Genomic DNA, 23278 nt, shown 5'->3' with positions numbered 1-23278 from the left:
GAAACTCCTAAGGCAGCAGGCTCTTCACGTTGATCGGCTCGGCCTCGTTCTGCGCGGCGCCCTTGGGCTTGCCGGCGATGGCCATACCGGCAACGCGGTAGAAGTTGTAGTCCGGGTTCTTCCCGGGGCCGCTGATCAGCAGGTCTTCCTTCTCGTACACCAGATCCTGGCGCTTGAACTCGCCCATCTCGAAATCCGGGGTGAGCTGGATTGCGGTGGTCGGGCAGGCTTCCTCGCACAGGCCGCAGAAAATGCAGCGCGAGAAGTTGATGCGGAAGAACTCCGGGTACCAGCGACCGTCGTCGGTCTCGGCCTTTTGCAGCGAGATGCAGCCCACCGGGCAGGCCACGGCGCACAGGTTGCAAGCCACGCAGCGTTCCTCGCCGTCGGGGTCGCGGGTCAGGACGATGCGGCCACGGTAGCGCGGCGGCAGATAGACCTGTTCTTCCGGGTATTGCAGGGTGTCGCGCTTGCGAAAGCCATGGCTGAACACCATGGCCAGGCTGCGCAGTTGGGTGCCGGTACCGACCAGCACGTCCCAGATGTACTTGAACATTGCTTTTCTCCTTACTGGGCCGTGGCCAGCACGACGGCGCCGGTCACCAGCAGGTTGATCAGGGTCAGCGGCAGGCAGAACTTCCAGCTGAAGGCCATGACCTGGTCATAGCGCGGGCGTGGGATCGACGCGCGCAGCAGGATGAAGATCATGATGAAGAAGGCCGTTTTCAGCGCGAACCAGAAGAACGGAATCTGCGGCAGGATGCCGAACGGGCCGTGCCAGCCACCGAAGAACAGGGTTACCAGCAGTGCCGACACGGTGACGATGGCCACGTACTCGCCAACGAAGAACATGCCCCATTTCATCCCGGCGTATTCGATGTGGTAACCGTCGGCCAGCTCCTGCTCGGCTTCCGGCTGGTCGAACGGGTGACGGTGGGTCACGGCGACAGCAGCGATGAAGAAGGTACAGAAGCCGAAGAACTGCGGAATGATGAACCACAGGTTCTGCGCCTGGTAATCGACGATGTCGCGCATGTTGAACGAGCCGACCTGCGCCACCACGCCCATCAGCGCCAGGGCCAGGAACACCTCGTAGGACACCGTTTGCGCCGAAGCACGCAGGGCACCGAGCAGGGCGAACTTGTTGTTGCTTGCCCAGCCAGCGAACAGCACGGCATACACCGACAAGCCCGCCATGGCGAAGAAGAACAGGATGCCGATGTTCAGATCCGCCACGCCCCAGTTCGGGGTGATGGGGATGATGGCGAAGGCCATCAGCATCGCCGAGAAGGCGATCATCGGTGCCAGGATGAAGATGAACTTGTCGGCGAACGGCGGCGTCCAGTCCTCCTTGAAGAACATCTTGATCATGTCGGCGGCGATCTGAAACATGCCGAACGGCCCCACACGGTTGGGGCCGTAACGATCCTGCCACCAGCCGAGCAGACGGCGTTCGACGAAGCTCAGCAGCGCGCCGCAGACCACCACCACCAGCAGGATGACGATGGCCTTGAGTACCGCGATGACGATCTCGATCAGTTCGGGCGTCAACCAGCTCATTGCGCGGCCTCCTGTATCAGGGTCACGCTGGCGCCGGCGACTGCTGCCGGAATGCCCGGCAAGCCAACCGGCAGGCCGACCAGACCGACGGCCAGATCATCACGCACCTGCAGTGGCAGGCGCAGTGCCTGGCCATTGACGCGCAGTGCCAGCAGCGCACCGTCGTTCACGCCCAGTCGAGCGGCTTCATCACGGGCCAGGGCCACGTAGGGCTCGGGCATGCGTTCCTGGATCGGTTTGGCACGCGCGGAGTTTTCCTCGCTGCCGAACAGGTGGTGCAGCGGCGCCACCTGCCAGGTGCCGGCTGCCGGGTTGAACGCTGCATTCACGGCGAACCAGGGCAGGACGTTACCGGTGGCTTCGAGCAGGCGCACGCCGGGGTCGCCGGCACGCAGATGACCACCGACCTCGTCCTGGAACTTGTTCCAGGCCTGCGGCGAGTTCCAGCCCGGTGACCAGGCGAACGGAATCTGCTGCCGATCTTCCTTGCTGCCGGCGTAGCCTTCCATGGAGAAGGCGAAGGCGGTGTCCTGATCCTGCGGCTGACGCGGCTCGTGCACGCTGATGTTGGCGCGCATGGCGGTACGACCACTGTAGCGGTGCGGCTCGCGGGCGAGCTTGAGGCCCTTGATGCGGAACGAGGCGCTCGGTGCAGCGTCCTTGATCCCGGCCAACAGCGGGTTGCTGGCGGCGCAGGCTGCAGTGACCTGATCCAGTTGCGTCCAGTCCACGACCTTGCCTTGCAGGGTGCTGTGCAGCGCGTGCAGCCAGCGCCAGCCTTCACGGATCAGAATGCCCGCGTCGTAGTAGCTCGGCTCATAGACCTGGAAGAAGCGCTGGGCGCGGCCTTCGAGGCTGACCAGGGTGCCGTCGCCTTCGGCGAAGGAGGCCGCCGGCAGCAGCAGATGGGCGCGTTCGCTGGTGGCGGTGCGCTGGTGATCGGCGACGATCACCACCTGTGCGGCGCTGAGCGCTGCATCGACCTTGGCCGCATCGGCGCGGCGGTACAGGTCGTTTTCCAGCACGATCACGGCATCGGACTGGCCGTTGCTCAAGGCATCCAGCGCAGCATCGACGGACTCGCCGCCCTGCTCTTTATCCAGAAGCATTGCCAGGCCCAGGCTGTTGGCTTCCGGTACCACCAGGCTCAGCGAGCCATTCTTCTCACGGTTCTTCAGTGCGCTGGCGATATTGGCGGCAGCTTCGATCAGGGCTTTGTCGCCCAGCGAGGCGCCGGAGACGATCAGCGGGCGTTGGGCTGCCAGCAGGGCCTCGGCGATGCGCTGTACCAGCGCTTGCGCCTCGGCTTCCAGGCCGTCGACCGCCGGTGCGCTCGGGTCGATGGCATGAGCCACGGCGAAACCTAGGCGAGCCAGATCGGCCGGCGCGGCGTGCACGCTTTCGGCGGCGACGTCGTCCAGGCGGGTTTCCGTGACGCTGGCTATAAACAGCGGGTGACGAGCATGCTGCGCAACGTTCTGCACGGCCGCCATGTGCCAGTCCTGAATACGCGCACCGGCAGCGATCTCGGTGGCTTTGCCCTTGACCGCCTGGCGCAGGGCCAGGGCCATGCGTGCGGCGGTCTGGGTCAGGTCGTCGCCGAGGACGAAGATGGCGTCGTGCAGCTCGATATCGCGCAGGGTTGGCGTCGGCAGCGGGCCGTTCTGCAGGATGTCGCGGATCAGGCGGATATTGGTCAGCTCGCCAGCGGCGATGCCGCTATAGAAGTTGTCGGCACCGACCAGTTCGCGCAGGGCGAAGTTGGATTCCAGGCTGGCGCGCGGCGAGCCAATGCCGATCACACGCTTGCCCTTGAGCAGCTCGGCGGCCTTGTCCAGCGCGGCATCGATGCCGATGGCCTGGCCGGCCAGTAGCGGCTGACGCGGGCGGTCTTCGCGGTTGACGTAGCCGTAGCCGAAGCGGCCACGGTCGCAGAGGAAGTACTGGTTGACCGAGCCGTTGAAGCGGTTCTCGATGCGGCGCAGCTCGCCGTAGCGCTCACCGGGGCTGATGTTGCAGCCGCTGGAGCAGCCATGGCAGATGCTCGGGGCGAATTGCATGTCCCACTTGCGGTTGTAGCGCTCGGAGTGGGTCTTGTCGGTGAACACGCCGGTCGGGCAGACCTCGACCAGGTTGCCGGAGAACTCGCTTTCCAGCGTGCCGTCCTCGACGCGGCCGAAGTACACGTTGTCGTGCGCGCCATAAACGCCTAGGTCGGTGCCGCCGGCGTAGTCCTTGTAGTAGCGCACGCAGCGATAACAGGCTATGCAGCGGTTCATCTCGTGGGCGATGAACGGGCCGAGCTCCTGGTTCTGGTGGGTACGCTTGGTGAAGCGATAACGACGGGCGTTGTGCCCGGTCATCACCGTCATGTCCTGCAGGTGGCAGTGACCGCCTTCCTCGCACACCGGGCAGTCGTGCGGGTGGTTGGTCATCAGCCATTCGACGACGCTGGCGCGGAACGCTTTGGATTCCTCGTCGTCGATGCTGATCCAGGTGTTGTCGGTGGCTGGTGTCATGCAGGACATGACGATACGACCACGGGTGTCGTTCTCGTCGTTGTACTGCTTGACCGCGCACTGGCGGCACGCCCCGACGCTGCCAAGCGCCGGGTGCCAGCAGAAGTAGGGGATATCGAGTCCGAGGGACAGGCAGGCCTGCAGGAGGTTGTCTGCACCATCGACTTCGAAATCTTTGCCGTCTACGTGGATAGTGGCCATTTCTTTAAGTCTTCGTTTACCCGCTGGTTAAAGCGGCTGGCTAAGGGAATTCGTCTGTTCAGCTCGCGGTTGCTGGCGTGCGGGGCGTACTCGCCACCTGGGCCACACCAGCCTCGAACTCTTCACGGAAATACTTGATGGCACTGCCCAACGGCTCCACGGCGCCTGGCGCATGCGCGCAGAAGGTCTTGCCTGGGCCGAGGAAATTGACCAGACCGAGCAGGGTCTGGATGTCTTCGGCGGTGCCTTGCTTGCGCTCTAAGGCGCGGAGAATCTTCACGCTCCACGGTAGGCCGTCGCGGCATGGCGTGCACCAGCCACAGGACTCGCGGGCGAAGAACTCTTCCATGTTGCGCAGCAGGGAAACCATGTTGATCGAGTCGTCGACCGCCAGCGCCAGGCCGGTACCCATACGGGTGCCGACCTTGCCGATACCGCCGGCATACATCTGCGCCTCAAGGTGTTCCGGCAGCAGGAAGCCAGTGCCAGCGCCGCCAGGCTGCCAGCACTTGAGCTTGTAACCGTCGCGCATGCCGCCAGCGTAGTCCTCGAACAGCTCGCGGGCGGTGATGCCGAATGGCAGCTCCCACAGACCGGGGTTCTTCACCTTGCCGGAGAAGCCCATCAGCTTGGTGCCGTGGTCTTCGCTGCCCGCGAGGGCGAGGCTCTTGTACCAGTCCACACCCTGGCCAACGATGGCCGGCACGTTGCACAGGGTTTCGACGTTGTTGACGCAGGTCGGCTTGCCCCAGACGCCGACGGCAGCGGGGAAGGGCGGCTTGGCGCGCGGGTTGGCGCGGCGGCCTTCCAGCGAGTTGATCAGCGCAGTTTCTTCACCGCAGATGTAGCGGCCGGCGCCGGTGTGGACGAACAGCTCGAAATCGAAGCCTGAGCCGAAGATGTTCTTGCCGAGCAGGCCGGCGGCCTTGGCTTCCTCGATGGCGCGGTTGAGGTTGGCCGCAGCATCGACGTATTCGCCACGCAGGAAGATGTAGCCGCGATAGGCCTTGAGCGCGCGCGCGGAGATCAGCATGCCTTCCACCAGCAGGTGCGGCAGCTGTTCCATCAGCATGCGGTCTTTCCAGGTGTTGGGCTCCATTTCATCCGCGTTGCACAGCAGGTAACGGATGTTCATGGATTCGTCGGCCGGCATCAGCCCCCATTTCACGCCCGTGGGGAAGCCTGCGCCGCCACGGCCCTTGAGGCCGGACTCCTTGACGGTCTGCACGATGTCGGCCTGGGCCATTTCGGTCAGTGCCTTGCGTGCGGCCGCGTAGCCGTTCTTCTGCTGGTATTCCTCCAGCCATACAGGCTGAGCGTCGTCACGCAGGCGCCAGGTCAGCGGATGGGTTTCTTCGCTACGGGCGATGCGGTTGGCTGGGCCGATGGAGGTGAGGGTCTTCATTTGTAGGCCTCCAGCAGCTTGGCGACGCCGTCAGATTGAACATCGCCGAAGGTGTCGTCGTCGATCATCAGCGCCGGAGCCTTGTCGCAGTTGCCCAGGCAGCACACCGGCAGCAGGGTGAAACGCTCATCGCTGGTGGTCTGACCAAGACCGATGCCGAGCTGCTTCTGCATCTCACTGACCACCGATTCATGGCCGCCGATGTAGCAGGTCATGCTGTCGCACACGCGAATCACGTGACGACCAACGGGTTGGCGGAAGATCTGGCTGTAGAAGGTGGCTACGCCCTCGACGTCGCTGGCGGGAATGCCGAGGATCGCGCCAATGGCGTCAGCGGCACCGTCCGGCACCCAGCCGCGCTGCTTCTGCACGATCTTCAGCGCTTCGATGCTGGCGGCGCGCGGGTCTTCGTAGTGATGCATCTCGTGCTCGATGGCCGAGCGCTCGGTTTCGCTGAGGGTGAAACGGTCGGTCTGAATTAGCGTGCTCATGATCAGCGGTCCACGTCGGCCATGACGAAGTCGATACTGCCCAGATAGGCGATCAGATCCGCCACCATGCTGCCGCGGATCACCGAGGGGATCTGCTGCAGGTGGGCGAAGCTGGGGGTGCGAATCCGGGTGCGGTAGCTCATGGTGCTGCCGTCGCTCGTCAGGTAGTAGCTGTTGATGCCCTTGGTCGCCTCGATCATCTGGAAGGCTTCGTTGGCTGGCATGACCGGGCCCCAGGAAACCTGCAGGAAGTGGGTGATCAGGGTTTCGATGTGCTGCAGCGTGCGCTCTTTCGGCGGCGGCGTGGTCAGCGGGTGGTCGGCCTTGTACGGGCCTTCCGGCATGTTCTTCAGGCACTGATCGATGATGCGGATGCTCTGGCGCATCTCTTCCACGCGCACCATGCAGCGGTCGTAGGCATCGCCGTTGACGGCCAGCGGCACCTCGAAGTCGAAGTGCTCGTAGCCGGAGTAGGGGCGCGCCTTGCGCAGGTCGAAGTCGCAACCGGTGGCGCGCAGGCCGGCACCGGTGGTGCCCCATTCCAGGGCTTCCTTGGTGTTGTACTGGGCCACACCGATGGTACGGGCCTTGAGGATGCTGTTCTTCAGCGCCGCTTTTTCGTATTCGTCGAGGCGCTTGGGCAGCCAGTCGACGAATTCCTTGACCAGCTTGTCCCAGCCACGCGGCAGGTCGTGGGCGACGCCGCCGATGCGGTACCAGGCCGGATGCAGGCGGAAGCCGGTGATGGCTTCGATCACCTTGTAGGCGCGCTGGCGGTCGGTGAAGGTGAAGAACACCGGCGTCATCGCGCCGACGTCCTGGATGTAGGTACCGAGGAACAGCAGGTGACTGGTGATGCGGAAGAACTCGGCCATCATCACGCGGATGAAATCGACACGGGCCGGCACCTTGATACCGGCGAGTTTCTCCACCGAGAGCACGTAGGGCAGGTTGTTCATCACCCCGCCAAGGTAGTCGATACGGTCGGTGTAGGGGATGAAGCTGTGCCAGCTCTGCCGTTCGGCCATCTTCTCGGCGCCACGATGGTGGTAGCCGATCTCTGGCACGCAATCGACGATCTCTTCGCCGTCGAGCTGCAGGATGATGCGGAAGGCGCCGTGGGCAGAGGGGTGGTTGGGGCCGAGGTTGAGGAACATGTAGTCCTCGTGCTCGCCGCCGCGTTTCATGCCCCAGTCTTCGGGACGGAAGCGTGCCGCTTCTTCCTCAAGCTGCTGTTTGGCCAGGGTCAGGCTGAACGGATCGAATTCGGTGGCGCGTGCCGGGTAGTCCTTGCGCAGCGGGTGACCTTCCCAGGTCGGCGGCATCATGATGCGGCTCAGGTGCGGGTGGCCGGTGAAGGTAATGCCGTACAGATCCCAGACTTCGCGCTCGTACCAGTTGGCGTTGGGCCAGATACCGGTGGCGGTGGGCAGGTTGAGGTCGCGCTCGGACAAGGCGACCTTGATCATCACGTCACTATTACGCTCCAGCGACATCAGGTGATAGAACACCGTGAAGTCGGCGTCCGGCAGGCCGCGGCGTTGGGTGCGCAGGCGCTCGTCGACGCCGTGCAGGTCGTAGAGCATCACGTAGGGGCGCGGCAGATTGCGCAGGCAGGTGAGCACTTCAATGAGGCGCTCACGGGCGACCCAGAGCACCGGCATGCCGGTGCGGGTCGCTTGCAGGGTGAAACTGTCGTCGCCAAAACGGGCGCGCAGTTCGGCGACGACGTCCTGGTCGTCAGCCTTGTAAGGCGGTATGGACACAACGGTGTCTTGAGTCATGGTCTCGGTCGCTGTCGATCAACGTAGAAAGTGGGCATGACGCTTGCGCAGGCAAGCATCGGCTCAGACTTCGTCGGGGCTACGCAGGTTGGTAACGGCGATTCGCTGCTCGCGACGCTGCTCCTTCTGCGAAGGCATTTCGGCACGGTAGATGCCTTGATCGCCAACGACCCAGGATAGCGGGCGGCGCTCCTGGCCGATGGATTCCTGCAGCAGCATCAAGCCTTGCAGGAATGCCTCCGGACGGGGCGGGCAGCCGGGAATGTAGACGTCCACGGGGAGGAACTTGTCCACGCCCTGAACGACCGAGTAGATGTCGTACATGCCGCCGGAGTTGGCGCATGAACCCATGGAGATGACCCACTTGGGCTCCAGCATCTGCTCATAGAGGCGCTGGATGACCGGCGCCATCTTGATGAAGCAGGTGCCGGCGATGACCATGAAGTCGGCCTGGCGGGGTGATGCGCGAATGACTTCCGCACCGAAGCGCGCCACATCATGCGGGGCGGTGAAGGCGGTGGTCATTTCCACATAGCAGCAGGACAGACCGAAGTTGTACGGCCACAAGGAATTCTTGCGCCCCCAGTTGACCGCGCCGTTAAGCACGTCCGAGAGCTTGCCCATGTAGATGTTCTTGTGAACCTGATCCTCTAGCAGCGGGTCGGAGACGACCTCCCGCTGGCCGATCGGATACGCCTCATTGGGCGCATTCGGGTCGACCCGAGTAAGTTTGTATTGCATCGCCAAAGCCTCATTGTTTTAGCTTCGCCTGCCGTTCACGACGTCCCTGCGGTGCCCAATCGAGCGCGCCGATACGCCAAAGATAGACAAGACCTGCCAACAGAATTGCTATGAAAACTGTAGCTTCGATCAGGCCCTCCCAGCCGCTTTCGCGCACCGAGACTGCCCAAGCGAAGAGATAGAGGGCTTCAACGTCGAAGATCACGAAGAGCATCGCGACCAGATAAAATTTGGCTGACAGGCGCAGGCGCGCGCTGCCGGTAGGAAGCATGCCCGACTCGAACGGTTCGTTCTTACTGCGTCCCCAGGCTTTGCTACCGAGCAGACTGGAAACGCCGAGCATGAAGGCGATGAGCCCGAAGACACCCAGCAAGAAAACAGCGAAAGCCCAGTTGTGGGACATGGTCGTTACCGCATCAGGCATGCCGGTACTCCTTGAACTAAGGAACGGCTTTTAATCTATTTAGCGACCAGACACCGTCGAGGGCGTTGGCGCGAAGTGTGTATACAATACTATGTGCAGGCCTATTGTAAGTAAATTTTTCAGAGAAAATTATTCCTAAAATTCGATCATTTCTGATTGATTTGTCGCATCGGTGTAATTCTGAAGCGAGCCATGTGGGCTGGCGTTTCAGGACTATAGCTGATGACTCTGCTCTGGCAATTTCAAGGCGCATTCATCCGGCTAATTTGCCTCATTTCGCAGCGTGATTGCTCTCGGCGAGATGAGCAATTCGCTGCCACTTTGGTGTTAAGGCCAAAGCAGCAGAGCGTGCCGTTAAATTCCTACAGCACATAATTAACAGGCTTACATATCACCAAATGTTATTCATGCTGGGGTGCCGCACACTGGATCTTGTACTGGCGTGCATGAATCGCCGTGGGCGATGCCTTTCTGATTGAGCAGTACCCGCCATCCGCTGGATCTGCGCAGTCGCCCCTGCCTGGGTATGCCGATCCTTCGCATGCATAACAACATGAGGGGTTTGCCATGCCTGTCGTCCGCGCCTTGCTACGCGCCATTCCAGCCATTCTCCTGCTGGTCCTGAGCGCGCCTGCCAGCGCGGAATTGGCTGACCGCAACAAACCCTTCAATCTGCTTTATTACCTGCTGGACCAGATGCTCTGAACAGGGGTGGAACCAGCGCGGCGACAACTGGGGTTGTCGCCGCGTTCAGCCATTGGGTGCTTGTCGGTAATTGAGCTCGCGGGCCTCTTGCAGGCGTTGTCGTAGATATTGGTCGCGTGTGAGTCCATCGGGGATGTTCTGCAGTTCGAGCACCTCCTCGACGATGCGTTATTCCTCGGCCTGTAGCGCTCGAAGTTGGGGTCAGGCTGCTGCTCCAGCCTAGCTTCGCGCTCTGCGCTGATGAGCTGATAGCGTTTGATCAGTGCTTCGGCGCGTGTTTTCTGCTCGGCTTCGTCCTTGCTGACGGCCTTGATCAGGGCAATCTGCAGCAGCAGGGTCTCGCTCAATGCAAGCTCGCCTCGCTGCTCCATCGCATCGAGCCCTTTGCTCAGATCCTCTGCCTATGCTTCGCGCTTTTCTGCGTCGAGCTGTTTGGCGTGCTCGATGAAGTCTCTATAGCGCTGATGAACTCCCAGGCGTTGTTCCTGTTGCTGGATTTCCGGGCGGGCCAGCAGTTGCAGCTACTCCGTGCTGAGGGGCGACGATGCAGGCGTCGGGCTGGCTTGCGCGGCTTGAGGTGTCGCCAGCTGCCCAATAGCAGGGCGTAACGAGGTGAGGGCATAGGCAGGTTCCGGGAGGCGTCATTTGAGCTTAGGAGCTGAAAGACCGGTTTGCCTGGACAATAAACGCAGACGAAAAAAGCCCCGGCAAGCCGGGGTAGATTAGGCAAACAGGCTGCTGCGGATGCGTGGTCCGCAGTAGGTGAACCGTACTTAGTGGAACTGGTTCATGGTGTTGTCTTTACCGCTCGCCTTCAGAGCAGCTTCGCCAGCGAAGTACTCTTTGTGGTTGTCGCCGATGTCGGAGCCAGCCATGTTCTGGTGTTTGACGCAGGCGATACCCTGACGCAGTTCCTGACGCTGGACACCTTTCACGTAGGCCAGCATGCCCTGGTCGGCGAAGTAGCCTTTAGCCAGGTTGTCAGTCGACAGAGCTGCGGTGTGGTAGGTCGGCAGGGTGATCAGGTGGTGGAAGATGCCAGCCTGAGCCGAACCGTCGCGCTGGAAGGTACGGATCTTCTCGTCGGCAATCTGGGCCAGTTCAGTTTCGTCGTACTCGACGCTCATCAGTTTGGCGCGGTCGTAGGCGGAAACGTCCTTACCTTCGGCGACCATGGCATCGAACACCTGCTGACGGAAGTTCAGGGTCCAGTTGAAGGACGGGCTGTTGTTGTAAACCAGCTTGGCATTCGGGATGGTCTTACGGATTTCGTTGACCATGGCCGCGATCTGGCCAACGTGCGGCTTCTCGGTTTCGATCCACAGCAGGTCGGCACCGTTCTGCAGGCTGGTGATGCAGTCCAGTACGCAGCGCGCTTCGCCGGTGCCAGCACGGAACTGGAACAGGTTAGACGGCAGACGCTTCGGACGCAGCAGCTTGCCGCCGCGGTTGATCACGACATCGCCATTGCCCAGGTCGGCAGCGGACACTTCTTCGCAATCGAGGAAGCTGTTGTACAGGTCGCCCAGGTCGCCCGGCTCTTTGGTCACGGCGATCTGCTTGGTCAGGCCGGCACCCAGGGAGTCGGTACGAGCGACGATCACGCCATTGTCGATGCCCAGTTCGAGGAAGGCGTAGCGAACGGCAGCGATCTTGGCGAGGAAGTCGGCATGAGGGACGGTCACTTTACCGTCCTGGTGGCCGCACTGCTTCTCGTCGGAAACCTGGTTCTCGATCTGGATGCAGCAGGCACCGGCTTCGATCATGCGCTTGGCCAGCAGGTAGGTGGCTTCCGGGTTACCGAAACCGGCATCGATGTCGGCGATGATCGGGACAATGTGCGTTTCGTAGTTGTCGATCTGGTTCTGGATCTCGGCAGCCTTGGCGTGGTCGCCAGCATCACGAGCGGCGTCCAGTGCGGTGAACAGCAGGTCCAGTTCGCGGCTGTCGGCCTGACGCAGGAAGGTGTACAGCTCTTCGATCAGGTCGGAGACGGCAGTCTTCTCGTGCATAGACTGATCCGGCAGCGGGCCGAAGTCAGAGCGCAGAGCCGCAACCATCCAGCCGGACAGGTAGAGGTAGCGCTTGTTGGTGGTCTTCAGATGCTTCTTGATCGAGATCAGCTTCTGCTGACCGATGAAGCCGTGCCAGCAGCCCAGGGACTGGGTGTAGACGGAGGAGTCGGCGTCGTACTCTTCCATGTCCTTGCGCATGATGTCAGCAGTGTACTGAGCGATTTCCAGACCGGTCTTGAAGCGGTTCTGAGCGCGCATACGGGCTACGGACTCGGGGTTGATAGCGCTCCAGCTGCTGCCGAACTTCTCTTTCAGAGCGGCTACAGCCTTGATGTCGTTTTGATATGCGGACATGGTCAATCCTTCAAAAAATGTGTTGGTTGAGCACCGACTACCCACGCAATGCGTGCACGGATGCAGCGGCTGCGGGAGGCTTCCACTTTGACGGCGAGAATACGGCTGGGGCGAGGATTGACCGCGAGGAGGGGGATGTGGCGAGCATTTCGAGAACGTCGCGTTCGCCGGTTGGCTCGTGGAAACCTTGGGCACCTGCTGGGTTTTCGATCTGTCTGACGCTAAACGCTTCCCCGTCCCTCAGGACAACTTCGTTCCAGTCGCAACCTCGTCGTACGGCCTTGTGGGCTGTTGGGACACGGACCGTCGCGAAGTACTTCGCGGGCGGTCTGGAGATCCTTTTCAGGACCCCTGGCTAGCGGGAGCGAGGCCATCATGCCTCTGGGAAAATGCTTCGTCAAACGTTTTGTAGTGGTTTTTTAAAACTACTACATATTCAGTCGGCGACTTCCTGGTCACGCTGTGCGGCCCATAAGGTGGGCGTTTCAGGCATCTCGCGGGTTGCGTGAGTTGTCCATGGTTCTTGCGAGGGAAAGGGATGCGACTTTGGTCGGGGGTGTCAGTCGATCGCTTCGACCTTCAGGCGCAGCGACATATCCTCGCGGCCCTGGGTGGCGTGTCGACGCAACACGTCACGGCCGCTGGAACTGGTTTCCTCGCTGACGCCGCCCAGGATAATCCACTCGCCGAGACGACCGCTGACGCGCGTGTCGGTGCTTTGCACGTCGATCACGCCGGGGCGGCTGTTGCTGACGCGATCGCGCTGGCTGCTGATGGCAACGTGGACGAGTTCGCCAGAGAGGCTGGCTGTCACGTAGAAACCCCGCGTCACGTCGCGATACTGGGTGTCCTGGTAAACCTGGCCGTACGGGCCGGTACTGGTGGTGGTCAGCGGCACACTCTGGCCGACCTGAATCAGTGCCGGATAGCCTTCGGTTGCCTGTACCTGCTGGGTGCCGCCACCACGGCTGTCGGTGCTGCGGCGGATGATGCGCACCTGGTCGCGACCGTTGACTTCGCCGCGGCCGACCTGAACCTCGGCATTGCCGGCGCTGAGGGTGCCGTCGACGCGATAGCCGCGGTCGTTCTGGTAATTGCTGTCAGCGCTTTCGACGGTGATCAGCAGGCGCCGCGGGCGGGTGTCGAGTTGCTGCAGCAGCACGCGCACCTCGCCGATCTTGACCGGTGATGCATTGATGATCAGTTGGTTGCCATAAGCGCTGACCTTGCCCTCGTTGCCGAGCATCGATTGCACCACGCCGAGTACGTCGTCGGCGGTGCGGTAATTCAGCGGGATTACCTCGGTGGCCGCTTGCAGTGGCAGGCACAGGCCGAGAAGCAGGGCGGCGAACAGCGAGCGCAGGGTCATAGCAGAAAGCTCCGCAGGTCAGGGTCGGTGATGCTGGTGTCCCAGGCCTGGTCGAACTGGGCCTGGCGTTGGCGCACGCGCGCCGGGTCGTTGTACAGGGCGTAGCCGGATTGTTGATCGAGTTCAGGCCGCAGGAACATGCCTCTGTCATCGGCAATCAGGTAGGCCAGCTCCTCGTTGGCGTAGTCCGGATGAAGCTTGCGGATATGCAGGTTGGACGACAGTCGGCGTGACAGAGCGAGCAGGCGATGGCCTTCCTTCACGGCGCGAGTCGGGTCGCGTAGCAGGATACGCAGACGCGCTCGTGGGCTGCTCAGCAAGAACCGCGTGCAGGCCTGCTGCACACTGCTGTGGTGATAGAGCCAGGGCTCCAGGTCGTCGCTGTACAGGCACAGGCTGCGCTGGGCCTGTTGGATCAACGCCAGGATGTGGGCGCGAGCCTGCTGCGGCTGGCTGAAGCGCTCCAGGCGCTCGTGCTGACCGAGCATGAACGGGGCCGGCTCCCACTGTGCCGCATCTGGCGTGATGGGGTCGGGGTTATGCACGGCAAAACGCCCCGGCGACTCGAATTCGATGGCCGCCAGTTCAGTGGAGTCTGGCGTATCGATCAGTTCGACCGGGGCGTCTTTGTCGTTCATTTCGGCCTCTACTGGCTGGTGCGCACCATATCCACGTGCGGAATGCCGGCGTCGAGGTACTCGTCGCTGACAATCCTGAAGCCTAGCCTTTCATAGAACGGCGTCGCGTGCACCTGAGCGGTGAGCATTTGCTGATGCAGGCCGCGTTTTTCCGCTTCGGCGATCACTGCCTGCATCAGTTTCTCGCCGACCTTGAGGCCGCGCCAGTCCTTGAGCACCGACACGCGACCGATATGGCCATCGGGCAGCAGACGTGCGGTGCCAACCGGGTAATCGCCTTCCTCGGCGAGAAAATGCACGGCGTCGGTATCTTCGGCGTCCCACTCCAGTTCCGGCGGCACCGATTGCTCGGCGACGAAAACGCTGTCGCGGATACGACGAAGCTCGGCATTGTCCCTATGCCAGTCCGCGACACGGACAGTGATCTCACTCATCGGCAAATCCCAGGCTGCCTTGTTTGACCAGTTCCCAGAGCAGAGTACGCCCCTCGTCGTCGGCCAGCCAGGCGCCGAGGTTTTCCACATGTAACGCATCGGCGCTGCAGATCAGCTTCAGCAGCTCACGCAGGCGGGCCGAAACCAGGCGGCTCTGGCCGCTGGCGAACAGCACCAGGTCTTCACCGACTTCCGACCAGGCCATGCGTGCGCTGGGATTGCGGATCAGAATCGCGCCATCTTCCAGGGCGCCGAGGAAGTCTTCTTCCTCGATCTCGATGCCGGCGACCAGCTCGGGATACTTGGGCTCGGTCATGAACTGGCCGAACCAGGTCATCAGCAGGCGTTCGTCACTCATGTGCTCGTTGAGCAGCGCCTTGAGGCGTTCCAGGGCGTCGCGCTGGATCTGGTTGGGATCCTCGCTCGGCTGGATGTCGGCATCGCTGTAACGCTCTTCGTCGGGCAGGAACTGGCCGAGGAAATCAGTGAAATGGGTCAGTACTTCAGCGGCGCTCGGCGCGCGGAAGCCCACGGAATAGGTCATGCAATCATCCTCAGCGGTGCCACAGTGGGCGAGGCGTGGCGGCAGGTAGAGCATGTCGCCGGGTGCCAGCACCCATTCATCGGTTGGTTCGAATTGAGCCAGGATCTTCAGATCGGCGTGGGGGAGCAGCGGGCTGTCGGAGTCGCACATCTGGCCAACTTGCCAGCGGCGATGACCGTGCGCCTGCAGCAGGAATACGTCGTAGTTGTCGAAATGCGGGCCGACGCCGCCGCCGGGAGCAGCGAAGCTGATCATCAGATCGTCGATGCGCCACTTGGGCAGGAATTTGAAGTCTTCCAGCAGCTCGGCCACTTCCGGCACGAACTGGTCGACGGCCTGCACCAGCAGCGTCCAGTCGCGCTCGGGGAGGTCCTGGAAGGTGTCCTCATTGAACGGGCCGCGCTGCAGCTCCCAGGGGCGCTCGCCGTGCTCGATCACCAGGCGTGACTCGACTTCTTCTTCCAGCGCCAGGCCGGCCAGTTCGTCGGGGCTGATCGGGCTTTCGAAGTCCGGGATCGCCTGACGCACCAGCAGCGGCTTCTTCTGCCAGTAGTCACGCAGGAATTCACGGGCTGTGAGGCCACCCAGCAATTGCAGCGGAGTATCAGGATTCATCAGTAAGCCCTTGAAATAGATAAAAACCTTAAAACAAAAACGCCCGGCTCAGCCGGGCGTCCTCGAGGCTGATCGCGCTTAGATCCGCTTGGCCTGGGCCACGGCGTTACCGATGTAGCGCGCCGGAGTCAGTTGCTTGAGCTCTTCCTTGGCGGCGGTCGGCATGTCCAGGCCGTCGATGAAGGCCAGCAGGGCCTCGGGGCTGATGCCCTTGCCGCGGGTCAGCTCCTTGAGCTTCTCGTACGGGTTCTCGATGGCGTAGCGACGCATGACGGTCTGGATCGGCTCGGCGAGCACCTCCCAGCACGCGTCCAAGTCTTCAGCAATTTTCTGAGCATTGAGCTCCAACTTACTGATTCCCTTGAGACTGGCTTCGTAAGCGATGACGCTGTGAGCGAAGCCGACACCCAGATTACGCAGCACAGTGGAGTCGGTCAGGTCACGCTGCCAGCGGGAGATCGGCAGCTTGCTGGCCAGGTGCTGGAAGATTGCGTTGGCGATGCCCAGGTTGCCTTCGGAGTTTTCGAAGTCGATCGGGTTGACCTTGTGCGGCATGGTCGAGGAGCCGATCTCGCCGGCCACGGTCTTCTGCTTGAAGTAACCGAGGGAGATGTAGCCCCAGACGTCGCGGTCGAAGTCGATCAGGATGGTGTTGAAGCGAGCGATGGCGTCGAACAGCTCGGCGATGTAGTCGTGCGGCTCGATCTGGGTGGTGTAGGGGTTCCAGGTCAGGCCCAGGTCACCTTCGATGAACTGACGCGCGTTGGCTTCCCAGTCGATGCTCGGGTAGGCCGACAGGTGGGCGTTGTAGTTGCCCACGGCGCCGTTGATCTTGCCCAGCAGCGGCACGGCCGCCACCTGAGCGATCTGGCGCTCCAGACGGTGGACGACGTTGGCCAGTTCCTTGCCCAGGGTGGTCGGCGAAGCCGGCTGGCCGTGGGTGCGCGAGAGCATCGGCACGTCAGCGAACTTCACTGCCAGTTCACGAATGGCGCCTGCCAGTTGCTTCATCAGCGGCAGCAGCACGCTGTCACGGCCTTCACGCAGCATCAGGGCGTGGGACAGGTTGTTGATGTCCTCGCTGGTGCAGGCGAAGTGGATGAACTCGCTGACCTTGTCCAGCTCTGGCAGCTTGGCAGCCTGTTCCTTGAGCAGGTACTCCACGGCCTTGACGTCGTGGTTGGTGGTACGCTCGATTTCCTTGACGCGCTCGGCGTGCTCGACGGCGAAGTTCTCGGCCAGCTCGTTGAGCAGGGCGTTGGCTTCTGCGGAGAAAGGTGCGACTTCCGGGATGCCCTCGTGGGCGGCCAGGCGCTGCAGCCAGCGCACTTCGACCAGTACGCGGCTACGGATCAGACCGTATTCGCTGAAGATAGGGCGCAGGGCGCTGGTTTTGCCGGCGTAGCGGCCGTCGACGGGGGAAACCGCGGTGAGCGAGGAAAGCTGCATGTAGGCGTTCTCGAGCTGTCGGGCTGAAAAGCCATCCGGGGTCGCTGCGCGTCGTGCCAGCTTCAGTGAAGCGGGCGCTAGCTCAGGTGCCTGGACGACCTCTGGCGAAAAGGGCGCATATCATACATGAAAACCGGCGCGTGACCGCCTATGTCCTGCGTCGTGCGACCGATAACAGACTGGCGGCAAAGATCAGCGCTGCGCCGAGCAGTGACAGGGTGTCTGGCGTCTCGCCCCAGAGCAGCCAGGCGATGATGCCGGCGAAGACGATGGCCAGGTAGGCGACCGGGCCGATCAGCCCCGGCGGCGCGAGGCCGTAGGCGCGCGACATGATCACCTGGCTGGCGGTGGCCAGCAGGCCGATGCCCAGCAGCCAGCTCAGTTGGGTGGTATCCAGTGGTTGCCAGCTCCAGGTCAGGGGGATGGCGGAGAACAGCGCGCTGAACAGCGAGAAATAGAAAACGATGCGCGTTGCTGGTTCGCTATCGCTCATTTCACGGATGGAGACGAAGGCGAAGGCCGCCAGCAGGCTGGCGGCCAGGCCAAACAGGGCCGGCCCCTCGAACAGGGCGGTGCTGGGTTTGGCCACCAGCAGCACGCCGCACAAACCGATCAGGCTGCTGACCAGCATGCGTCGAGTCAGCGGCTCCTTCAGCCATATATGCGCGATCAGCGGGGTGAACACCGGCGCCGAGTAGGTGAACAGCATGGCGTCGGCCAATGGCAGGTGGGCGATGGCGTAGAAGAAGCAGTACATCGCCGCCAGGCCGTAGGTGGTGCGCCACAGATGGGATTTCAGGCGTGTCGTGCGTAGCGGGCGAACGCCACGCACCAGCAGCAAAGGCAGGAAGAACAACACGCCGACCAGGTTGCGGAAGAACACCACCGACTCGTTGTTGACGCTGCTGGATATCTCGCGGATGCCGACGCCGGTAAAAGCGAACAGCAGCGCCGAGAGCGCCAGCAGCAGGGCACCCTGAAGGGGTTTGACGCTGCGGCTGGCGGGCTCCATGGTCAGTTTCGCGTCATGTCGTAGAGTTCTTTGAGCAGTTTGCTGCGGCTGAACACCAACTGCCAGCGGTGGCCGCCGAGCTGGCGCCAGAGGCGCGCCGAGCGAATGCCGGCCAGCAGCAAGGCACGGATCTTTGCGGCGTTGTTCGGTTGCTGCAGGAAGCGCATGTCGCCATGCACCTGGATACGCTGACGGAAGGTGCTGATGGTGTCCTGGTACAGGCCGCCGCACGCTGCGATGACGTTGTCATGGACTAGGCCGAAATGCTCGACCTGTTGCTGGATCTGGTCGAGGCGACTGCCCATCACCTGCAGCATGTCGCCACGCTTGTCCAGCTGGCGCTCCAGACCGACCATCGCCAGTGCATAGCGCAGCGGCTCGCGCTGCAGGGCGGATGGATTGCGCTCCAGCGAGCTGATCAGTGCGCGATAACCGTCGCGCAGATTGAGGTCGTCGCCGCCGTAGACGTCCAGCGTGCTTTTCGGATCGCGTACCAGCAGGCTGCCGAGCATGCAGCCCATCGAGGCTTCGCTGACCTGGCCGGTGCGGGCGATCTTGTCGGCCAGCACTGCTGCCTCGAATACGGCGCCGAGGGCGACCAGTTGCTCCTGCAGCGGACTCATTGGGCGTCCTCGTACCAGGCTTCTGCGGTTTCGATCACGCCACCACCCAGGCACACCTCGCCGTCATAGAACACCACGGACTGACCCGGAGTGACGGCGCGTTGCGGTTCGTCGAACACGGCGCGATAGCCGGTCTCGGTCTTCTCCAGGGTGCAGTGCTGGTCACTCTGGCGATAGCGCACCTTGGCAGTCAGGCGGCGCGGAGCGCTCAGGTCCACTGGGTTGACCCAGTAGATATCGGAGGCGAGCAGGGCGCGTGAGAACAGCCAGGGGTGTTCGTTGCCCTGGCCGACGATCAGTACGTTACGCGCCAGGTCCTTGCGCAGCACGTACCAGGGATCATCGCTGGCGTCCTTTAGACCGCCGATGCCAAGACCCTGGCGCTGGCCGATGGTGTGGTACATCAGGCCATGATGACGACCGATGATCTGGCCCTCGGTGGTCTCGATGTCACCTGGCTGAGCCGGCAGGTACTGCTTGAGAAAATCACTGAAGCGACGCTCACCGATGAAGCAGATGCCGGTGGAGTCCTTCTTCTTCGCCGTGGCCAGCTCGTACTTCTCGGCGATGGCGCGTACCTGCGGCTTTTCCAGCTCGCCAACCGGGAACAGGGTCTTGGCGATCTGCTCGCCGCCGACGGCGTGCAGGAAATAGCTCTGGTCCTTGTTTGGGTCCAGGCCCTTGAGCAGCTCGGTGCGGCCATCGATATCGCGGCGACGCACGTAGTGACCGGTGGCGATCAGGTCGGCACCGAGCGACAGGGCATAGTCGAGGAAGGCTTTAAACTTGATTTCACGGTTGCACAGGATGTCCGGGTTCGGCGTACGGCCGGCCTTGTATTCGGCCAGGAAGTGCTCGAACACGTTGTCCCAGTATTCTGCGGCGAAGTTGGCGGTGTGCAGCTTGATGCCGATGCGGTCGCATACGGCCTGGGCGTCGGCCAGGTCATCCATGGCGGTGCAGTATTCGGTGCCGTCGTCTTCGTCCCAGTTCTTCATGAACAGGCCTTCGACCTGGTAACCCTGCTCCATCAGCAGCAGGGCGGAAACGGACGAGTCGACGCCGCCGGACATGCCGACGATCACGCGTTGGGTGCTAGGTGCTTGCATGGGAGTCTGCGAGTGAAGCCTGAAAAACTGTCGAGTCTACCAGAAAGCCTGCCGCCCGTAGGGCGTACTCGGCTTTGGCTTCCTGCGTCGCTCTACCTCCTGCATCCATGCAGTCGTCGCGAAGCAGTATGCCGTAGGGTGTTTGTGGCGCTTTACAGCGATGGACTGTCCGCTTGGCTACGAGCGGCCAGCGTTCCGCTCTTCATTATCTGGACGCGGCGAGCACGACAACCCCGGATTTCATCCGGGCCAGACTTTAGTTGCGCACCAGTTCCAGTGGCCCGCTGATACCGGCCAAATAATCGTCAACACACTGCAAAACCAGCTCACTGCGCCAGCGCTCGGGTTGTGCGGCCAGCTCGTCACGGGTCAGCCAGGTGATGCTGCTGATGTCGCTATCCAGCTCGCGCTCGGGGTCATGGCTTACGGGGCGGGCGCTGAAGCACACGCGTTGATAGGTCACGCCGTTGCTCGGTGCGGTGTAGAGATAGATGCCGAGCAGGGCGGTCAGCTCCACGTTCCATCCGGTCTCCTCGAGTGTTTCCCGCACTGCGGCTTCACGCAGCGACTCGTTGGCCTCCAGGTGTCCGGCTGGCTGGTTCAGCACCATGCGGCCGGCTTTGAATTCTTCGACGAAGAGGAAACGGCCATCATCTTCGATCACCGTGGCCACGGTGATATGGGGTTGCCAGTCCATTTTCGGTGCTCCAAAAAACGATCAGCGTGCAGGATTCTGTGGGAGCGAGCTCTGCTCGCGAAAAACGGCTTCGCGAGCAGAGCTCGCTCCTACAAAGATTTTCCAGATCTATAAATAAAGAACCCCGGCACCAGGCCGGGGTTCTTTTTGCACTCAAACCTTATCAGGCATTCAGTGCAGCCAGAGCGGCGTTGAAGGTAGCGCTGGGGCGCATCACCTTGCTTGTCAGCTTGGGGTTGGAACGGTAGTAGCCACCGATCTCAGCCGGTTTGCCTTGCACGGCAGCCAGTTCGGCAACGATGGTCGCTTCCTGCTCGGTCAATTGCTTGGCCAGCGGCGCGAAGTGAGCCTTCAGCTCGGCATCGTCGTTCTGCTCGGCCAGGGCTTGAGCCCAGTACAGCGCCAGGTAGAAGTGGCTGCCACGGTTGTCGATCTCGCCGACCTTGCGCGCCGGGGACTTGTTGTTGTCCAGCAGCTTGCCGGTAGCCTGGTCCAGGGTCTTGCCCAGTACCTTGGCCTTGGCGTTGTTGGTCTTGATACCGGTTTCTTCCAGCGATACGGCCAGGGCCAGGAACTCGCCCAGGGAATCCCAGCGCAGGTAGTTCTCTTCGACCAGCTGTTGTACGTGCTTGGGAGCCGAGCCGCCAGCGCCGGTTTCGTACATGCCGCCGCCGGCCATCAGCGGAACGATGGACAGCATCTTGGCCGAGGTGCCCAGTTCCATGATCGGGAACAGGTCGGTCAGGTAGTCACGCAGCACGTTACCAGTCACCGAGATGGTGTCCTGGCCGCGGATCATGCGCTCCATGGAGACGCGGATGGCCTCGTTGTAGCCCATCATGCGGATGTCCAGACCAGTCAGGTCGTGGTCCTTGAGGTACAGCTCGACTTTCTTCTGCAGCTCGCGATCATGGGCGCGCTCCGGGTCCAGCCAGAAGATGGCCGGGGTATCGGATTGACGGGCACGGGTAACGGCCAGCTTGACCCAGTCGCGGATCGGGGCGTCCTTGGTCTGGCAGGCGCGCCAGATATCGCCCGCTTCGACTTCGTGCTGCATCAGCACGGTGCCATCGGCAGCTACGACGCGCATGGTGCCGTCGGCGGTCATTTCGAAGGTCTTGTCGTGGGAGCCGTATTCTTCGGCTTTCTGCGCCATCAGGCCAACGTTCGGCACGCTGCCCATGGTGGTCGGGTCGAACGCACCGTTGGTTTTGCAGAAGTTGATCATTTCCTGATAGATGCGAGCGTAGGTGCTCTCAGGCATGACAGCCTTGGTGTCTTTCTGCTTACCATCCTTGCCCCACATCTGGCCGGAGTTGCGGATCATCGCAGGCATAGAGGCGTCGACGATGACGTCGCTCGGGATGTGCAGGTTGGTAATGCCCTTGACCGAATCGACCATGGCCATTTCAGGGCGATGAGCGTAGACTTCGTGGATGTCATGCAGGATTTCTTCCTGCTGCGAGGCTGGCAGCGACTTGATCTTGTCGTAGACGCTGCTGATACCGTTGTTCGGGTTGACGCCCAGTTCCTTGAACAGGTCGCCGTACTTGTCGAACACGTCCTTGTAGTAAACGCTGACGGCGTGGCCGAAGACGATCGGGTGGGAGACCTTCATCATGGTCGCCTTGACGTGCAGGGACCACATCACGCCGGTTTCCTTGCAGTCCTGCAGAGTCTTCTCGAAGAAGTCACGCAGCTTGCGGCAGCTCATGAACATGCTGTCGAACACTTCGCCTTCTTGCAGGGCGAGCTGTTTCTTCACTTCGACCTTGCCGTCCTTACCGACAAATTCGATGCGCACATCACCGGCCTTGGCCATGGTGATCGACTGCTCGCTGGAGAAGAAGTCGCCGCCGCGCATGTAGTCGGCGTGGGACTGCGAGGCCATGCTCCACTTGCCCATGCTGTGCGGGTGCTTGCGGGCATAGGCTTTTACCGCGGCTGGAGCACGGCGGTCGGAGTTGCCTTCGCGCAGAACCGGGTTGACGGCGCTACCCAGGATCTTGGCGTAGCGAGCGCGAACTTCCTTGTCTTCTTCGCTTTGCGGGTCTTCCGGGAAATCGGGAATGCCGTAGCCCTGAGCCTGCAGCTCGGCGATGGCGGCCTTGAGCTGAGGTACGGAGGCGCTGATGTTCGGCAGCTTGATGATGTTGGCATCGGCTTGCAGAGTCAGTTCGGCCAGTTTGGCCAGGTCGTCATCGATGCGTTTGTCGGCGTCCAGGCGGTCGGCAAAGCTTGCCAGGATCCGTCCAGCAAGAGAGATGTCGCGGGTTTCAACGGAGATGTCAGCCGATGCGGCAAAGGCTTCTACAATGGGCAGAAGCGAATAGGTAGCAAGGGCCGGGGCTTCGTCGGTGAAGGTGTAGATGATCTTCGAAGGGGTGGACATTTAGGGTTAACTCTCTTCTTTGCTGAGCGCGCATAGAAACTCGACCTGCACTGGTAGGCGCCTGGGCCCCATGGTGGCGGGGCCGGGTCGAGGACTCGCCGCGGTGATGTTGGATGCACCCGTAGAGTGTCGAGCAGTTCGAGCCGGCAGACAGTGGTTGCCGTTTACCGGTTTCAAGAGGTTGCTGCCTGGTTCCA

At 62.0% G+C, this 23278-nt stretch carries 21 protein-coding genes; 1 reads left to right on the top strand and 20 read right to left on the bottom strand.

The features are described 5' to 3' along the window. Positions 1-7: 7 nt before the first annotated feature. From nuoI to AAEQ75_RS19765, 8 genes are all read right to left on the bottom strand, one after another. Positions 8-556, bottom strand: a complete 549-nt coding sequence (gene nuoI, locus AAEQ75_RS19800) for an NADH-quinone oxidoreductase subunit NuoI (RefSeq protein ID WP_003460474.1) — start codon at positions 554-556, stop codon at positions 8-10. Positions 557-567: 11 nt separating this feature from the next. Continuing rightward, complete coding sequence (nuoH, locus tag AAEQ75_RS19795; RefSeq protein WP_099523903.1) at positions 568-1560, bottom strand: NADH-quinone oxidoreductase subunit NuoH; 993 nt, start codon at positions 1558-1560, stop codon at positions 568-570. After that, positions 1557-4280 carry an NADH-quinone oxidoreductase subunit NuoG gene (nuoG, locus tag AAEQ75_RS19790; protein WP_343350201.1) on the bottom strand — a complete coding sequence of 908 codons (2724 nt, stop codon included), beginning with the start codon at positions 4278-4280 and terminating at the stop codon, positions 1557-1559. The genes nuoH and nuoG overlap by 4 nt, the downstream gene beginning before the upstream one ends. A gap of 58 nt (positions 4281-4338) precedes the next feature. Then, positions 4339-5685: an NADH-quinone oxidoreductase subunit NuoF gene (gene nuoF / locus AAEQ75_RS19785; RefSeq protein ID WP_343350200.1), complete on the bottom strand. Its 1347-nt coding sequence runs from the start codon at positions 5683-5685 to the stop codon at positions 4339-4341. After that, positions 5682-6182 (bottom strand): NADH-quinone oxidoreductase subunit NuoE, encoded by a 501-nt coding sequence (nuoE, locus tag AAEQ75_RS19780; RefSeq protein ID WP_343352442.1) that lies wholly within the window; start codon positions 6180-6182, stop codon positions 5682-5684. Before nuoE ends, nuoF begins: the two co-directional genes overlap by 4 nt. After that, on the bottom strand, positions 6179-7960 hold the full coding sequence (gene nuoC / locus AAEQ75_RS19775) for an NADH-quinone oxidoreductase subunit C/D (RefSeq protein ID WP_343350199.1): 1782 nt from the start codon (positions 7958-7960) through the stop codon (positions 6179-6181). Before nuoC ends, nuoE begins: the two co-directional genes overlap by 4 nt. Before the next feature lie 63 nt (positions 7961-8023). Then, positions 8024-8701 (bottom strand): NuoB/complex I 20 kDa subunit family protein, encoded by a 678-nt coding sequence (locus AAEQ75_RS19770; protein WP_013715478.1) that lies wholly within the window; start codon positions 8699-8701, stop codon positions 8024-8026. A gap of 10 nt (positions 8702-8711) precedes the next feature. Then, positions 8712-9125, bottom strand: coding sequence for an NADH-quinone oxidoreductase subunit A (locus tag AAEQ75_RS19765; protein ID WP_343350198.1), 414 nt, complete (start codon positions 9123-9125; stop codon positions 8712-8714). 567 nt (positions 9126-9692) lie between these two features. Between AAEQ75_RS19765 and AAEQ75_RS19760 the strand changes: the two genes are divergently transcribed. After that, positions 9693-9830 (top strand): hypothetical protein, encoded by a 138-nt coding sequence (locus AAEQ75_RS19760; protein ID WP_177431956.1) that lies wholly within the window; start codon positions 9693-9695, stop codon positions 9828-9830. On the opposite strand, the gene AAEQ75_RS19755 is transcribed toward AAEQ75_RS19760, so the two are convergent. The 12 genes from AAEQ75_RS19755 to AAEQ75_RS19700 form a co-directional block, all read right to left on the bottom strand. Further along, on the bottom strand, positions 9806-10177 hold the full coding sequence (locus AAEQ75_RS19755; protein ID WP_343350195.1) for a hypothetical protein: 372 nt from the start codon (positions 10175-10177) through the stop codon (positions 9806-9808). The two genes, AAEQ75_RS19760 and AAEQ75_RS19755, sit on opposite strands and share 25 nt — an antisense overlap. A gap of 426 nt (positions 10178-10603) precedes the next feature. Next, positions 10604-12199 (bottom strand): isocitrate lyase, encoded by a 1596-nt coding sequence (locus AAEQ75_RS19750; RefSeq protein WP_143503835.1) that lies wholly within the window; start codon positions 12197-12199, stop codon positions 10604-10606. Between the two features lie 559 nt (positions 12200-12758). Then, complete coding sequence (locus tag AAEQ75_RS19745) at positions 12759-13568, bottom strand: secretin N-terminal domain-containing protein (RefSeq protein WP_343350194.1); 810 nt, start codon at positions 13566-13568, stop codon at positions 12759-12761. Further along, positions 13565-14206 (bottom strand): histone acetyltransferase HPA2, encoded by a 642-nt coding sequence (locus tag AAEQ75_RS19740; protein ID WP_343350193.1) that lies wholly within the window; start codon positions 14204-14206, stop codon positions 13565-13567. Before AAEQ75_RS19740 ends, AAEQ75_RS19745 begins: the two co-directional genes overlap by 4 nt. 8 nt (positions 14207-14214) lie before the next feature. Beyond that, a complete protein-coding gene (locus tag AAEQ75_RS19735; RefSeq protein ID WP_036999437.1) occupies positions 14215-14640 on the bottom strand; it encodes a GNAT family N-acetyltransferase in 426 nt (141 codons plus the stop codon). Next, positions 14633-15799: a cupin domain-containing protein gene (locus AAEQ75_RS19730; RefSeq protein WP_179544941.1), complete on the bottom strand. Its 1167-nt coding sequence runs from the start codon at positions 15797-15799 to the stop codon at positions 14633-14635. Before AAEQ75_RS19730 ends, AAEQ75_RS19735 begins: the two co-directional genes overlap by 8 nt. 78 nt (positions 15800-15877) lie before the next feature. Next, positions 15878-17248 (bottom strand): adenylosuccinate lyase, encoded by a 1371-nt coding sequence (gene purB / locus AAEQ75_RS19725; RefSeq protein WP_072424092.1) that lies wholly within the window; start codon positions 17246-17248, stop codon positions 15878-15880. 148 nt (positions 17249-17396) lie between these two features. Beyond that, entirely contained in the window at positions 17397-18260 is an 864-nt protein-coding gene (locus AAEQ75_RS19720) for a DMT family transporter (protein WP_179576650.1), read from the bottom strand. Between the two features lie 2 nt (positions 18261-18262). Continuing rightward, a complete protein-coding gene (gene hflD / locus AAEQ75_RS19715; protein ID WP_343350191.1) occupies positions 18263-18883 on the bottom strand; it encodes a high frequency lysogenization protein HflD in 621 nt (206 codons plus the stop codon). After that, complete coding sequence (mnmA, locus tag AAEQ75_RS19710; RefSeq protein ID WP_343350190.1) at positions 18880-19992, bottom strand: tRNA 2-thiouridine(34) synthase MnmA; 1113 nt, start codon at positions 19990-19992, stop codon at positions 18880-18882. Before mnmA ends, hflD begins: the two co-directional genes overlap by 4 nt. Before the next feature lie 256 nt (positions 19993-20248). After that, positions 20249-20689 (bottom strand): NUDIX hydrolase, encoded by a 441-nt coding sequence (locus AAEQ75_RS19705; protein ID WP_343350189.1) that lies wholly within the window; start codon positions 20687-20689, stop codon positions 20249-20251. Between the two features lie 163 nt (positions 20690-20852). Continuing rightward, positions 20853-23081, bottom strand: coding sequence for an NADP-dependent isocitrate dehydrogenase (locus tag AAEQ75_RS19700; protein ID WP_343350188.1), 2229 nt, complete (start codon positions 23079-23081; stop codon positions 20853-20855). Positions 23082-23278 lie beyond the last annotated feature (197 nt).

The organism is Pseudomonas sediminis (genome assembly GCF_039555755.1).
GTDB lineage: Bacteria > Pseudomonadota > Gammaproteobacteria > Pseudomonadales > Pseudomonadaceae > Aquipseudomonas > Aquipseudomonas mendocina_D.
Note: the sequence above shows the minus strand (reverse complement) of the source record. Positions and strands in the feature narration are given on the sequence as shown.